Origin of the sequence: Bifidobacterium sp. UTBIF-78 (assembly GCF_006408945.1) — a bacterium.
Lineage (GTDB): Bacteria > Actinomycetota > Actinomycetes > Actinomycetales > Bifidobacteriaceae > Bifidobacterium > Bifidobacterium myosotis.
In genome coordinates this window covers 1-15,150 of record NZ_JFAO01000013.1, presented here as the reverse complement: position 1 = coordinate 15,150, position 15,150 = coordinate 1, and the positions used below count along the sequence as shown (strand labels likewise).

Genomic DNA, 15,150 nt, shown 5'->3' with positions numbered 1-15,150 from the left:
GACGTTAAGCGACTTGGGACAGTTCGGGCCGGGGCGACTATCCCTTAGGACTGCCGCACATCCCAGCTCGTCCTGCAAGTACGGACTCGCTGGGATGACTGGTCTCTCGAGGCCACGCAGCGCATCAATCCGACGCGCCGACCGCCTATCGCGCCTGAAGCACGATGTCGGCGAATCGGCGGGCGAATGCCTCGGCCAGCTTCGTGTTCTCGGCGTCATAGACGGCGTTGCGACGCAGCACTTCCTCCCAGTCGAATCCGTCATGCTCGACGTCGCGGATGTCGTCCGCATCCCACGTGGTGATGTTCGCGGCCGACACCTCGGGATGGAACTGCAATCCCCACGCGCGATCGCCCAGACGGAATCCCTGCACCGGCGAACGGTCAGAATGGGCGAGCAGCACCGCTTCGGCAGGCAGCGACGTGATATGGTCCACATGGTTTTCGGTCATCGGGAAGGACTCCGGCAGCACCGAGAACAGGGGATCGTCGGCCGCCGCCGCATCCAGCGTGATCGGCGTGATGCCGTGTTCCGGCTGCAATTTGCGATGCTCCACCGTGCCGCCGCCCACGTAGGCGAGCAGCTGGCCGCCCAGACAGATGCCGAGCATCGGAATCTGCCCGTCAATCGCCTGACGGGTCAGCGCGCGCGTGGCCGGCAACCACGGGAACCGGTCGTCCTCATACGGCAGGGGAGCGCCGCCCAGCACGATAAGCGCCGCGTATCCATCCAGCGACTCCGGTAGCCCATCGCCGCCGAATTTCACTTCATAATCGAGTCCCTGCTCGTTGAACCAAGGGCCAAGGCGGCGCAAACCTGCCGTTTTCGAATGCCCAATGACCAGTGCGGTTGGCATATGTCGTCCTTTCGATGATTGATGATTGGTAATTGATGTCGCTGTGATATGCCGCAGATGGCGTGGGCACCGCAGATTCGCGTGTGCGCCCCTACCGCAGAATCCGGGTGCCGGGCGTGACGGTGACGATGTCGTCGGTGCGGGGCGCGTCGGCCCGTGCGAACTCCAACGTCTGCACCTGCGGGTGTTCCAGCGAGTTGAGCTGGATGGTGCAGCGCAACGGATGCCGTTCGCAGGGAACAGTCCACGACAGTTGCGCCGGTGAATCCGCGTGCTCGTCCGTTGCCGTGAGGTGGACGGTCGTGAGAGAAGTCGTGCAGTGGGCGGACGTAAGGCGATCGGAGACAAGATAATCGGCTCCTCCATCGGCCTTCTCCACGGCTTCGTCACCCTTGACTTTGTCATTATCGTTGGTGCTGGCGGCTGGAACGTTGGAAACCGGCAGACCGGTGTCCTTCAGCAGCCGGGCGAGCTGTGCCCCACGCTCCTCGAACGTCCAATCCATCGTGACGTTCATCGCCAGGATGTCGGACAGCGAAGCGATGGCGCGGGCACATGTTTCGGCGTCCGCAGCATCCGCCGCGATGGCGTGCTCGTCGGCGGTATCCCGGGCATCCGCGTGATCGTTCGCACATTCGCCGCCGCGTTCGCCCGCGTGGCCGTCCGCACCCGCCGTCGCCGCATCTTCAACCAATCCACCCAGCATCGCGTTCACACGCCGTTGCGCCTCGCGGGTCTCCGCCCACAGCGGGAAGCTCCAGCCGGCCACCAATTCCTTGCGCGACGCCTCCTCCAACAGCAGCGACAGCACGCGAATGGCCAGCACGCTCGGCGTGGCATAGCGTCCGTTTGCCAGCACCACCACGCCGAGACCGGAGTCGAGATGCCACCTCATGTTCGACCCGTAGCCTGGATATCCGTCCGAATGGTAGGCGATGTCGCCGAACCGCTCGTCATGCTTAATGATGAGCCCGTATCCGTACGCCTCGATTTCGTTGAAATCGCGTTTCGTGAGCCAACCGCGGCTCGAGCCGGAACGCAGCACAGGCGGCATCGGCGTGTGGGGCATCTGCATCAGGTGACGGTAGCGCTTCGGCAGTACCTCGTCATCGGTCGACGGCTCATCCTCGAATCCGCGCGCCAGCCACGCATCCCACGCGGCCACATCATGCACGGAACTGATCACCCCGCCGATCACGCTGAACGCGCCCGGATCGGCGAACGGCTCCGCCGCCCAAGTCTTGGTTTCCGGGTCGAAATGGTAGCCGCAGACCAGCGCGGATGGGCTGACTTCACGCCAGTCATAGGTCGTCTCATGCAATCCCAAAGGCTCCAGCAGATGCGTGCGCACATAATCCGGCACATCCATGCCGCTGACGTTGCGAATCAGCTCGCCGACCGCTGCATATCCGATATTCGAGTATTCGTAGCGCTCGCCGGGCGCATAGATGGACCTGAGCCGCTGGGCCAGCAGCGACCGTAGTTCATCCCTGCTGATTGATTCCTGCCGGTCCGCCCATGCGTCGTCGGTGGCCAGCCCGCAGCTCATCGCCAGCAGGTCATGCACGGTGATGGGGAAGGAGTCCTCGCGATATGGCTGCACACGGCGCAGTTCCGGTACATAACCCGAGGCCGGCGCGTGCAGGTCGACCAGTCCTTGCCAGGCCAACTGCATGACGGCCGCCGCCGCAAAGCTCTTCGACATGGAGGCGATGCGAAACCGCGTGTGCTCGTTGAGCGCAACCGTCGCCCCATCGGCACCGCCGCCATCCGTCGCATCTCCAGCATCGACGGCACCGGTGGAATCGAGCGCGTCCATACGGTTGGAATGATTCGCGCCGGCGGTCTGCGCTCCATGGTCCGGGCGCGGCACCGACCCGCCATGCCCGCAGTGTAGCAGCCCATGGCGGTCGAAAATCCCATAGACATACGCGGGGGCTTTGTCTTCGGCGATCAGCCCGTGGAAGATTCGGTCCACCTCGGCGATCGTCGCCTCATCGGGGATATAGCTGTGCCGCACCGTCACCGTTCGCTCCAATCCGCTCATGTTGCAATCCAACGAGGCACCAACCTAGTCCGTCCCTGTTATCCCTCGCGGCCAAGGCGATATATGCCGGTAACACGACCGATATAAACGGGTCCGACGTAGGAGGAACAGAAGACGTCGTGGGACTCACCGTGAGGTGACCAGCGTGACGCTGTACGGCGGAATCTTCATCGCCAGTAGCGACGACGGGGACGGCAGTGTGTACGTCCGTCGGGCGCGGTCGATGGCCTCCGTCGCCTCGCCGCGATAGCCGATGACGGTTTTCGCATCCGGCTCGGCCGTGAGCGTCTCCACCTCGAGCCGGACGGGCCCGTGGGATGCCGTCGCGCCCAGTCCAGCCAATCCCCGGGCGATTTCCAGCGTCACATCCACCGGCCGTTCGGCGGTGTTGACGATCTTGATGTACCGGTAGGGGGCGGTGTCGTCCGCCCCGGTGACGCTCACGTACAGGTGCTTGGCGTTCGGATTCGACTCGATGGCCGCGTCGTAGGTCCACGGTCCCAGATGCGTGGAGAACAAGCGCTCCACCTCGTAGTTCACCGTCGGATTCACATGCGCCGGATTGAACTCGATGAGATTCTGCGCCCAGCCCTTCGCGGGGATGTGCGCGAGCAGCGGCGCGTAGGAGGTCATGCGCACCACGTCAGAATTGCGCTCGCAGCCGGTCAGGAACGCGGCCTCGCCAAGCGCGGAACGCCATGTGTTCGCGCCCTGCTCGGTCTGCGGCTGGCCCGCGAAATAGCCATTGGCCGAGTATTCGCCGAAATACACGCCGGCGCCGCAACGTGGATAGTCGTCGAAACGATGGGCCTGTGACTCGAACCAGGCGGGGGAATGGTAGGAATGCTCATCCACGACGATCGCGTCGCCGGTGGCCGAGCCGACGGCGGCCAAGGGGCCGTGGAACGTTGCTCCGGTGCTGGTGTCGGTGCTGGTGCGGGTACCGGTGCCAGCACCGGTGACGCCGTTCGCAATCGCTCGCGCGTGATGCCATGTGCGCGCCATCGCCGGGCGGAACGGGAACAAACCGGCGCTCATCACACACAGCATGTCCGGATACCGCTCATGGATGGCGGCGGCAATGCGGTCGAATTTGTCCACATAGTCGGCGCCGAAGTTCTCGTTGCCCACGCCGATCATATCCAATCCGAACGGTTCGGGGTGGCCCATGTCCCGTCGCACCGCCGCCCACGGGCTGGTGTTCGGGTCGCCGTTGGCGAATTCGATGAGATCGAGATAGTCCTGGATCACGTTGCGGCGGAACGGCTCGGAATCGGTGTCCATGTGCCTCGGGTCGCGGCCCGGCGACTGGCATGCGATGCCGGCGAACAACGTGGGCAACGGCTTGGCGCCCAGATCCTCGCACAGGCAGAAGTACTCGTAGAAACCGATTTGGTAGCTCTGGCAGTAGCTGGACCCGTCGGGCATCTTGAATGACCACATCGAATACTGGGCCCGACGGGCCGGCAGCGCGCCCACGGTGTCCTTCCACCGATATTCGTTGCCGGGCGTCACGCCTTCCACGATGCAGCCGCCGGGGAACCGCACGAACGCGGGGTGCAGTGCCGCGACGGCCTCCACGAGGTCGCGCCGCAGTTTGCCGTACCGCCACTTCGGGTCGCCGGCGCCCCAGTAATCCGCATCCATGAACTGCACGAGGTCCAAGTCGAAGACGACGGGGGCGGTGGGGTCGTCAAGTCCATCGGCGGTATTGGGGCGGCTGGGCCCATTGAGGTTGTCGGGGTGGCTGGGCCCATCGGCATCGGGGACATCGCCAAGCTCGGTACCGATGCCGATTCCGGTTTCAATGCGGATGCGCAACTTGCCGTAATCGGTGGCCAAGCCGTTCACCTGCGCCGAAACGCGCACCCACCCGTCACTCAGCTGTTCGATGGTCGCGGGTGAGACGTCGGCGGAAACCGGCGAGTCTGACGGGCTTCCGGCGGGCGTCCGGCCCGCCGTGCCGTCGTCATGCGGAGAGGATGGGTCGGCGACCACGCGGACGGACGATGCAGTGCAATCACTGGTGCAATCACTGGCGCAATCCCCAGTGCAATCCCCAGCACAATCCCCGGCGTTTGCGCCCGGCGTGCGCCCGGCCTCGCAGATGAGCCGAGCGCTCCCGGTCAGCGGCGAACCGTCCCCGCCAATTACGCAGACGGACAGTCGCGACGCGCCGGATACCGCGCGGATGCACAGGCTCACGTCATAGGTATGCCCGGCGGTGATGGCGAAGGCGGGCTCGTCGGCGTTCGTGCCGCCGCCGTTGTACCCGAGGTTCTCGATGGCGGCGGCACGGTTTGCCGTTGCGGGACCGTCCGTGGTGACGACCCCTGTTATGCCATCGGTTGCGGCATCGTCGAGCTGGACGTTGGCGTCGCCGGCTCCCGCGTTTTCGCGCACGTTCCCGACTGTAATCCTCGCGTACCGGCTGTGCGCATGAATCGGCGGCGCCGGGCAGTCGGCGGACGTATCGATCGTCTGCCCATGCGTGCCGCGTATCTCGGTGCCGCAGCTGACAGCCGAGCAGCCGTCAAACCGCCAGAATCGTAAGGGGTCGGCCTGCGTGCGCCATCGGTCCGCGCCGGACAGGCGCCAGGTGTGATGGTCCAGATAGACGCCGTCGAAGCTGTAGTTGTTCACCATGTTGGCGTTCAGGCCGCCGTCCGCACTGTGATTGATGTCCTCGAAGAACGCGCCGTACAGTCTGCCGCTTGTTTGATGGGTGGGCGCACCCACGCTGATCCGCACCATGTCATCATTCTATAGTGGCGGGGAGGCGGATGCCATGCATGCGGCGGAGCCGGGGAACACCGACTTTGGGAAAGTTCAGTCACAGTTCACATTGCGGTTAATCCAATTCGGGCCAGCGGCCGGTCGCAACCGGTACGCTCGGAATCGTAAGGTTGAACGGAATGACGTCAGGAGCGTATTGTGCAGTCCTCGGTGGGAATCCGCGAGCGCATCGACCACGTGTATCCGACGCTTCGCCCGGCGGAGCGGTCCGTGGCCCAGTATATCCGGGACCATATCGAGGAGGCTGCGGATCTGACCGTCGGCCAGATGGCGGATATCGCGCACGTCAGCCAGCCCACGGTGATTCGTTTTTCGCGCAAGCTCGGATTCGGCGGCTACCGTGAGCTGCGCTATGTGCTGCGCCACCCGGACGCCGAGCACAAGGTGACGTTCAATCCGCTCGCGGGCTTCGACCTGAACCCGTGGGACAGCGCGGACGACATTCCGGCCAAGGCCGTGGACAGTGCGAAATCGCTCATGGACGAGCTGTACAGCGCGCTTGACGGCAAAGCCTACCGCAAGGCGATCGCACTCATCGCCGAGGCGCGGTTCATCGATATTTTCGGCGTGGAGAACTCCCTGACGCCGGCCATGGATCTGTTCACCAAGCTCGAGTATCTGGGGCTCATGTGTCGCCTCAATACCGATGCGTACCTGCAGCAGATCAGCGCCGGACACCTCACACATGGCGATGTCGCCATCGCGTTCTCCCACTCAGGCAGCTCGGCCGATACGGTCAAGGCGCTGCGGTTGGCGAAGTCGCGGGGAGCCAAAACCATCGCGATCACCAACGCCGTGGGCGCGCCCTTGGCCGGCTGGGCTGATGTAGTGCTTCTCACCGGCCGCGACTCGCATACCATCTACGGCAATGCGATCTTCTCGCGCGTGGCCGATACCGCATTGGTGGACATGCTCTACATGGGCGTGATTCTGTCCGACTACGGCCGGTTCTCGACCGCGTTGGACGAATCCGGCCGCATGATTCGCGACCGCGTCTTCGAGGGCTGAGCCGCGGGGGCGGACGGTGCCTATGGGCCGTCCGCAAGGTGTGCGTTGCGGGGGAGCCGCGCGAATGCTGCCGTGCCGGCTTGTGGCTGCTGACGGGGTACGGGAATAACCGGTTTCTCGGCCGACTGGCGTGTCCGCATCGCATGACCGAACGTCGAACGTCGCGGTCATTGCGCGCAGCGGAATCAGACGATGGAGTACGTGGTGGCCCGCGAGCGGCCGTGCTTTGTGATTTTGCCGTCCAACGTCAGCTGGCGCAGCAGCTTGCCGGCCTGATCGCGGCTCAATCCCAGTTGCTCCTGAATCATTCTGCGGCTCAGGTTCACTCCGCTCGACGCCAGCAGATTCAATGTCGTCTGTTCCAACGTCTCGTTCGACTGGCGCAGCGTCGTCATGTCCAGAGCCGGTGAGACCGGGCCGGCGCTGCCGGATGCCGCTCCGGCGGCTAGGGAGGCTAGGACAATGGTGCTTTGCGCGGGCTCGGCGTGGGTGTTGGTGATGCCGTTGGATGAGCCATTGGGTGAGCCGGTGGATGGGACTGCGGCTGGGGCTGCAGTCGGGATGGTGGTCGGGATGGTGATCGGGATGGTGGTTGCAACGCCGCCATGGCCGTCGGCCAAGATGTGTGACTCCCAATCAAACCCCCGGCCGAGAACCAGCGTCTGCAGCGGTGAGCACCCGATGACGCGGGCCCCGGCCAGCGCCTCGGCCGCCTGATCGGTCACACGTTGGAACGTGGGGAAGTGGTAGACGTTGTCATGCCCGGTGCCGTCGGTTCTGCCGGACGAAGCCGCGGCGGCATTGGCGCCGGAACTGGCGGAACCGCGATTGCGTGGATTGGGGGAGTTGGTCACCTCGACCAGCACGGGCAACACCAATGCCACGGATGACGGTCCGACGCGCAACTGTGGGCTGACCGGATTGCCTGCGTAGGCGTCCATGATGCGTTGCACGCCGGTGCCGCAGTCCTCGCACAGGCCCAGATTGGCCAGCAACTGGGCCAGCATCGGGTCGCGAGGCTGGCAGATTCCGTTTAGCAGGTCGTTGATGGCGAAGCCGTCGGTCAGGCCGCCAAGGGAGATGATCTCCAGTCTCGAATCGAACACATTGATGAGTGTGGGGCCGGAGTAGGAGTAGTCGCGGTGCTCCAGCGCATTGACCAGCGCCTCGCGCAGGGCTGCGGCAGGGTATCGACCGGATTCGTTGATGCGGTTGAGCAACATGCCGGCCTCGTCCAGCTGACTGAGCAGCGAGCCGGTGAACGTGTATCGCTCGCGGATGCTGTGCTTGCTGTCGCCGTCAAAGATGATGGCCTTGGTCGCATACGGGCACTGGTCTGAAAGCAGTGTGGCGAGCAGCGGGTTGGCCGATGCGGGGGTGATGGGTGGATGTATCGTGCCGGCGGTTGTGGCAGTGGCGGCGGTTGTGGTAGTGGTGGTGTTGGCAGCAGTGGTGTCGGTGGGGGTGGCGGCAGCATCGGCGGTGGCAGTGGTGTCAACGGTCGCGGTGCTGGCAGCGGTGGTGGCAGAAGAGGCGGCAAAGGTGTTCATGCGGGCCGGATCGTTCGTGTAGGTGGAGACGATGGCGTCGGCGGTGTTGGCTGGGCCGGCTGCACTGGCTGTGCCAATCGTGTCTGTCGTGTCGGTGGGTGCAACGTTGCCGCCTGCGGAGGTCGCACCTGCTGTAGTGGTCATGTTGTTTGCGTCTACCGTGCCGGCCTCGTTTGCTGTGCCGGCGTTGCCGGTGGGTGCGACACTGCCACTTGCGGAGGTTGCGTCTGTTGTAGCGGTTGTGTCGGTGGCGGCGGGCGTCCCGATCGACAATGATTCGGCTATGTTTCCCCAGTCGAGGCCGGCGGCCGCGAAGCTATGCTTAGCGTAGACATGCGTGAGATTCGATGCGCCGGAATATCCGGCATCGATGTCCGCTGAAATATGTGCCGCTGTCCCCATGCCTCGATGGTACGTACTTTCCTATGCCAGACACGCGCAACAGCGAGCAAATGCGAGCAAATATGATGAGTGCGGTTTGTCCTGCTCTCCTTCGGTTTGACATGCAGGGCCTTGCGCCGTGCCCCGTAGCGCCCGCAGGATGGCAGGTTGGTCCGGGTAGGCGTTTGAGTCCTTTGCTCTTGGTCCATCCCGCAATTGTTTGAGTGGTATCGGTCCTTCCTGACGAGGGACCGTCAGGAAGCTGACTGGGGCTCGAGAAAAAGCTGAAGCCCTCAATTATTTAAGAGACGGACCACTCTGAGCCCCCGTAGCGCTTACTGCCCGGATTTCGAGCTTCCGTGGCGCACAACTGTGCCCCCGGAGACGTTTCAAGCGTCAAATTGGGCTGCGGGGGCACAGCCCGCGCCCCGGCAGCTACTTTATGGACGTTTTTCGGCTGCGGGGGCACGCTGTTGCAGACCAGAAACCGCATGATTCCGCCATTTTCGCTAAACCACACGATTTCGCACAGAATCTGGGTGTGCCCCGCAGCTCGAATTAAGCCGTTTTTCGGCTGCGGGGGCGCACCGCCGAGGCGCACCGCCGAGGCACACCAGCAAGCGCCGCTTCCGATTTCGGGCGTCATAATCCGCGCGACCGTAACCTAACGCGCGTGGTTAAGACCCACGCATCACCCACGCTTTCTGCATAAACATAACCCCACGTTCGGCATTACTCCATGACGGCATGGGTCGACACGGGAAGGACTCGATTCAGATGACGGCGTGCCGATTCTGGTGCGTCATGCCTGCCAATTACTCGTCAATTACTCGCCAATGCTCGCCAGCGCCGGTTGAACGGTACCCAAAGCCAAAAGCAAAAGGCACCGACCCAAACAGAGCCGGTGCCTCATCGTGCCCCCGACCCGACTCGAACGGGCAACCGACGGATTAGAAGGCCGTGGCTCTATCCATTGAGCTACAGGGGCATCAGCGGATAAACATACTAGTCGGTCGCGACTCGGAAATTGAGGCCGGTCCGGAATCTCTGGAATCCCCGGAATCTTTGGCTCACGGGCGTGTTATGATATGCCTCGTTGTACAGGGCAGTGATCCGTTATCAGCGGGGAGCCTTCGGAAGAACGGCGAGTCATCGCCCAGTAGACCCGACGGGATCGGCCCGAAACAGCCGAACGCAAGCGGTCGCGCTTGAACGGGCTCCGGTCCGGTCGAGCGGCGGCAAGCGAGGTGGTACCGCGGTGGCGGGTGCGACGGAAGTCGTCCGGCATCGTCCTCGTAGCAGGGGCGACGAGATGGTCGCTCCGGACGGAACGCAAGGTTCCGGCTGCGGGACGGACGGTCGGTGGTATCACGAACACCTCAGGCCGGCGGAGTTCACGGCCGAATCACCACGTAACGCCCGTCCGGCGCAATCATCGCAACCAATCGTCCCTGTGGACCGAACCAGACCCACGAGGAGATTTACGGTGAGCGAAAACGTATATCCCAAGGCGAACGAGGGCGGCGAGACCGCGCACGTAGCGCCGAACCCCAGCTTCCCCCAGATGGAGGAGACCGTCCTGGACTACTGGGACAAGGACGACACCTTCCAGAAGTCCGTCGAACGCAACCCTTCCGGCGACCACAGCCAGAACGAGTTCGTGTTCTTCGACGGCCCGCCCTTCGCCAACGGCCTGCCGCACTACGGCCACCTGCTGACCGGTTATGCGAAGGACGTCATCCCGCGTTACCAGACCATGAAGGGCCGCAAGGTCAACCGTGTGTTCGGCTGGGACACGCACGGCCTGCCCGCCGAGCTTGAGGCGCAGAAGGAGCTCGGCATCGACTCGGTCGACCAGATCGAGAAGATGGGCATCGACAAGTTCAACGACGCCTGCCGCGCCTCCGTGCTCAAGTACACGCACGAATGGCAGGACTACGTGCATCGTCAGGCCCGCTGGGTGGACTTCGAGCACGGCTACAAGACCCTGAACATCCCGTACATGGAGTCCGTGATGTGGGCCTTCAAGCAGCTGTACGACAAGGGCCTCGCCTACCAGGGCTACCGCGTGCTGCCGTACTGCCCGAAGGACCGTACGCCGCTTTCGGCCCATGAGCTCAGGATGGACGCCGACGTGTACCAGGACCGTCAGGACACCACCGTGTCCGTGGCCGTCAAGATGCGCGACGAGGATGCCTACGCCGTCTTCTGGACCACCACGCCGTGGACCGTGCCCACCAACTTCGCCATCGTGGTCGGCGCCGACATCGACTATGTCGAGGTCAAGCCCACCGAAGGCAAGTTCGCCGGCAAGAAGTTCTACCTCGGCAAGGACCTGCTGCCGCACTACACCAAGGAGCTCGGCGAGAACTACGAGGTCGTGCGCGAGCTCAAGGGCTCCGAGCTCGAGGGACGCCGCTACTGGCCGGTCTTCCCCTACTTCGCGGGTGAGAAGGCCGAGACTGAGGGCAACGTGCCCGGTCCGAACGGCTACACCATCTTCACCGCCGACTACGTCGACACCGTCGAAGGTACCGGACTGGTCCACCAGGCCCCCTACGGCGAGGACGATATGAACACGCTCAACGCCAAGGGCATCAAGAGCACCGACGTGCTCGACGCCGGCTGCCGCTTCACCGCGCAGTGCCCGGAGTATGAGGGCATGTTCGTGTTCGACGCCAACCTGCCGATCCTGCGTAACCTGCGCGCCGGCGACGGTCCGCTCGCGTCCATCCCCGAGGAGCACCGCGCGATCCTCTTCCAGGAGAAGAGCTACGTGCACTCCTACCCGCACTGCTGGCGCTGCGCCACGCCGCTGATCTACAAGCCGGTCTCCTCCTGGTTCGTCTCCGTGACCAAGATCAAGCCGCGTCTGCTGGAGCTCAACCAGCAGATCAACTGGATTCCGGAGAACGTCAAGGACGGCCAGTTCGGCAAGTGGCTCGCCAACGCGCGTGACTGGTCCATCTCCCGCAACCGCTTCTGGGGTTCGCCGATTCCGGTGTGGGTGTCCGACGACCCGAAGTACCCGCGCGTGGACGTGTACGGCTCGCTCGACGAACTCAAGGCCGACTTCGGCGACTACCCGCGCGACCGTGACGGCAACATCAACATGCACCGTCCGTGGATCGACAACCTGACCCGTCCGAACCCGGACGACCCGACCGGCAAGTCCACCATGCGCCGCATTCCCGACGTGCTCGACTGCTGGTTCGAGTCCGGTTCGATGTCGTTCGCGCAGTTCCACTACCCGTTCGAGAACAAGGAGAAGTTCGAGCAGCACTTCCCGGCCGACTACATCGTCGAATACATCGGTCAGACCCGCGGCTGGTTCTACCTGCTGCATGTGATGGCCACCGCCCTGTTCGACCGTCCGGCGTTCAAGAACGTGATCTGCCACGGCATCGTGCTCGGCTCCGACGGTCAGAAGATGTCGAAGCACCTGCGCAACTACCCGGACGTCAACGGCGTGTTCGACAAGTACGGTTCCGACGCCATGCGCTGGTTCCTCATGAGCTCGCCGATTCTGCGCGGCGGCAATCTGATCGTCACCGCCGAGGGCATTCGCGACACCGTGCGCCAGGTCATGCTGCCGGTGTGGAGCTCGTACTACTTCTTCACGCTGTACGCCAACGCGGCCAACGGCGGCAAGGGCTTCGACGCGCGCCAGCTGCGCCCCGACGAGGTCGCCGCCCTGCCGGAAATGGACCGCTACCTGCTGGCTCGCACCCGCCGACTCGTGGAGCGTGTGGAGAAGGCGCTGGACGAGTTCGCGATCTCCGATGCCTGCGACGCCGCGTCCGACTTCATCGACGTGCTCACCAACTGGTACATCCGCAACACCCGTGACCGCTTCTGGAACGAGGACGCCAACGCGTTCAACACCTTGTACACCGTGCTTGAGGTGTTCATGCGCGTGCTCGCGCCGCTGGCCCCGATGGAGGCCGAGTCCGTGTGGCGCGGTCTGACCGGTGGTGAATCCGTGCATCTGGCCGACTGGCCGTTCGTCGTCTCCGAGGAGACCGGCGAGGCCACCGAGCTCGGCCGCGTGCTCGTCGACGATCCGAAGTTGGTCAATGCGATGGAGAAGGTGCGCGAGGTCGTCTCCGGCACCCTGTCCCTGCGCAAGGCCTCGCAGATCCGCGTGCGCCAGCCGCTGTCCAAGCTCACCGTGGTGGTCGAGGATGTGGACGACGTGCGCGCCTACACGGAGGTGCTTAAGTCCGAGCTCAACGTGAAGGACATCGAGTTCTGCACGATGGAGGACGCCGGCTCCCAGGGTCTCAAGATCGTCCACCAGCTCAAGGTCAATGCCCGTGCGGCCGGTCCGCGCCTTGGCAAGCAGGTGCAGTTCGCCATCAAGGCGTCCAAGACCGGTGCGTGGCGCGTGGATGCCTCCGGTGCCCCCGTGGTCGAGACGCCGAACGGCGAGATTGCGCTGGTCGAAGGCGAGTACGAGCTGATCAACCGCGTGGAGGAGGAGAACGCGGCCGAGGCGGCGGCCTCCGTGTCCGCCGCGCTGCCGACTGGTGGCTTCGTGATCCTCGACACCGCGCTGACCGACGACCTGGTGGCCGAAGGCTACGCCCGCGACGCTATCCGCGCCGTGCAGGACGCCCGTAAGGACGCCGGCCTCGATATCGCCGATCGCATCGCGCTGACGCTGACCGTGCCGGCTGCCGATGCGGCGAAGGTCGAGCAGTTCCGTGACCTCATCGCCCGTGAGACGCTGGCCACCTCGCTGGAGGTCAAGGCTGACGAGGACGCCAAGGAACTGGCCGTGGAGGTCGCCAAGGCGTGATGACGTCGTCATTGACGGTCTGATTAGCTGGCGATTGGCTGGCGATTGGCTGGCGATTAGCCAGACGCCTGGCCGTTTTCTGACGGCGGCTTCGCCAAGAGTCGCCACATAAGGTGGGCTGAACCAAACGGTTCAGCCCACCTTTCTTTTTGGCTATGTTCGATCAAAGTGCTGCTATTCGCAGGACACTCGTGCTGATTTCCCGCTGTTCCGGCTTGATTGGGAATGCTTGGAGAACAGTAATCGCAGCATTCCAGCGGTTAACAGCACTTTGTGATAACAAATCCATTCCTTCCTTTCCATTTCCTTCCATTCAGTTCTGGCCATGTCTCATCAGTTGGCATAGGCTGGGTCTTCTCCTCGGACTCGGATTGAAGGTATCGGCTGAAATGTGTGTATGGCGACCCTAGTGGTCTATCTCGTAATTGTCTGAGTGGTGTTGGCCCCCTCTGACGAGGAGCTGGCAGCGAAGCTGACTGGGGAAGAGGCAGGAGATACAGTGCTCAATTATTTGTGAGACGGACCACTAGTAATCGGATGGTTATTTGCCCGGGGAGTGAAAACTGTTCCAGTCAATGCTGGTGTCGTATTGATTGGTGATCTCCTGTCTCCACGGACTGCTTTCCGCGGAGTTATCCACAACACGCCGGATTGCTGAAGCTGTATCCACATAGGTCGGTTCGGCTGGACAACGACGGCGAGCGGCCGTTAGCGTCGTCCGCATGAAAACTCATCACACCATCACGGACAAACTCATGCGGGCGCAGCAGCAACGAAGCTGTGTGTTCGCGGCAAACGACGCCGAAGGCAAGGCGCTCCGGCGGCGGACGCGCGACGGCGAACTGGTCAGTCCGCATCGTGGCCTGTTCATTGACGCCCGATACTGGGACACGCTGAACGGTTCCGAAAAGGCGTTGCATATCGCCCGTACCCTGCAGGAACGGCATCCCACATGGGTGTTCGCCGGTCCTACGGCCGCAGCCATACACGGTTTCGACCATCAATGGTCGATTCATCAATCCGTATATATCGCGGTCACGTCGAATTCGGGTCGTTGCGCCGGCAGCGTACGCCGCATCTTCATGCCTTCACTAGTGGCTGTCACGGTGCAGGGCCTCCGTGTAACGCCGTCGGCCAGAACGTTGGTGGATTGCGCGCTGATGCTCTCGTTCGCCAAAGCGTTGCCTATTTTCGATTCGGCATTGAGAAAGGAATGCTGCACGGCGTCGGACATACGTTCCATATGTGCATCGCTGCACCGTGGAACCGATGCGGTGGAGCGTCTGCTGACGTACGCTGATCCAATGAGCGAGAACGGCGGCGAATCGTTGGCGCGGGCCGTCATGATCGAAGCGGGGTTCGAAGTACCGCAGTTGCAGCGTGTGTTCGTCGATCCGCGGAATCCTAGGGAGTGGTACAGAGTCGACTTCGTGTGGGCTTTCCCCGGTGGATATACGGTTGTAGCCGAATACGACGGTATGGCGAAATACGTCAATCCCACAATGACGGGGCGTAGAACAATCCAAGCCGTGGTGAATCAGCAGAGCGAGCGCGAGCGCAAACTATACGCATGGGGTGTGAGCAAGATAGTTCGCATTGGATACGATGACGTCGTCCGACGGCAGCCGTTGATCGACAAGCTGGACGACGCCGGGATTCCGAGGGCCGTCTGACGTAAGGTCGACGCCGTCTCCGAGACGGCTGGCTGCTT

Annotated in this window: 7 protein-coding genes and 1 tRNA gene; 3 read left to right on the top strand and 5 right to left on the bottom strand. The window is 63.2% G+C overall.

Annotated elements, in window-relative coordinates; all coding sequences use genetic code 11:
- Window positions 1–145: 145 nt before the first annotated feature.
- The 3 genes from BG22_RS03595 to BG22_RS11090 form a co-directional block, all read right to left on the bottom strand.
- Window positions 146–856 (bottom strand): type 1 glutamine amidotransferase, encoded by a 711-nt coding sequence (locus BG22_RS03595; RefSeq protein ID WP_140493295.1) that lies wholly within the window; start codon window positions 854–856, stop codon window positions 146–148.
- A gap of 91 nt (window positions 857–947) precedes the next feature.
- Window positions 948–2,903 (bottom strand): serine hydrolase, encoded by a 1,956-nt coding sequence (locus BG22_RS03590; RefSeq protein ID WP_140493292.1) that lies wholly within the window; start codon window positions 2,901–2,903, stop codon window positions 948–950.
- Window positions 2,904–3,029: 126 nt separating this feature from the next.
- Window positions 3,030–5,657, bottom strand: a complete 2,628-nt coding sequence (locus BG22_RS11090) for an alpha-L-arabinofuranosidase C-terminal domain-containing protein (protein ID WP_258186190.1) — start codon at window positions 5,655–5,657, stop codon at window positions 3,030–3,032.
- A gap of 180 nt (window positions 5,658–5,837) precedes the next feature.
- On the opposite strand from BG22_RS11090, the gene BG22_RS03575 reads away from it, so the two are divergent.
- Window positions 5,838–6,707 (top strand): MurR/RpiR family transcriptional regulator, encoded by an 870-nt coding sequence (locus BG22_RS03575; protein ID WP_094667364.1) that lies wholly within the window; start codon window positions 5,838–5,840, stop codon window positions 6,705–6,707.
- A 185-nt stretch (window positions 6,708–6,892) separates the two neighbouring features.
- Here the strand turns inward: BG22_RS03575 and BG22_RS03570 are convergent, their stop codons facing one another.
- Both BG22_RS03570 and BG22_RS03565 read right to left on the bottom strand, forming a co-directional pair.
- The gene (locus BG22_RS03570) at window positions 6,893–8,401 is read right to left on the bottom strand and encodes an ATP-binding protein (protein WP_258186189.1); all 1,509 of its coding nucleotides are present in this window, start codon (window positions 8,399–8,401) and stop codon (window positions 6,893–6,895) included.
- A gap of 1,152 nt (window positions 8,402–9,553) precedes the next feature.
- Window positions 9,554–9,626, bottom strand: a tRNA-Arg gene (locus tag BG22_RS03565).
- A 498-nt stretch (window positions 9,627–10,124) separates the two neighbouring features.
- Here BG22_RS03565 and ileS point away from each other — a divergent pair.
- Together ileS and BG22_RS03555 are read left to right on the top strand one after the other, a co-directional pair.
- Window positions 10,125–13,439, top strand: a complete 3,315-nt coding sequence (ileS, locus tag BG22_RS03560) for a mupirocin-resistant isoleucine--tRNA ligase (protein ID WP_140493289.1) — start codon at window positions 10,125–10,127, stop codon at window positions 13,437–13,439.
- A 722-nt stretch (window positions 13,440–14,161) separates the two neighbouring features.
- A complete protein-coding gene (locus tag BG22_RS03555) occupies window positions 14,162–15,112 on the top strand; it encodes a CTP synthase (protein WP_140493286.1) in 951 nt (316 codons plus the stop codon).
- Window positions 15,113–15,150: the final 38 nt, after the last annotated feature.

Bases quoted from the DNA above. Each gene is read 5' to 3' on its own strand.
- BG22_RS03595 (WP_140493295.1), bottom strand. From the start codon at position 856: ATGCCAACCGCACTGGTCATTGGGCATTCGAAAACGGCAGGTTTGCGC.
- BG22_RS03590 (WP_140493292.1), bottom strand. From the start codon at position 2,903: ATGAGCGGATTGGAGCGAACGGTGACGGTGCGGCACAGCTATATCCCC.
- BG22_RS11090 (WP_258186190.1), bottom strand. From the start codon at position 5,657: ATGGTGCGGATCAGCGTGGGTGCGCCCACCCATCAAACAAGCGGCAGA.
- BG22_RS03570 (WP_258186189.1), bottom strand. From the start codon at position 8,401: ATGACCACTACAGCAGGTGCGACCTCCGCAGGCGGCAACGTTGCACCC.
- BG22_RS03555 (WP_140493286.1), top strand. From the start codon at position 14,162: ATGAAAACTCATCACACCATCACGGACAAACTCATGCGGGCGCAGCAG.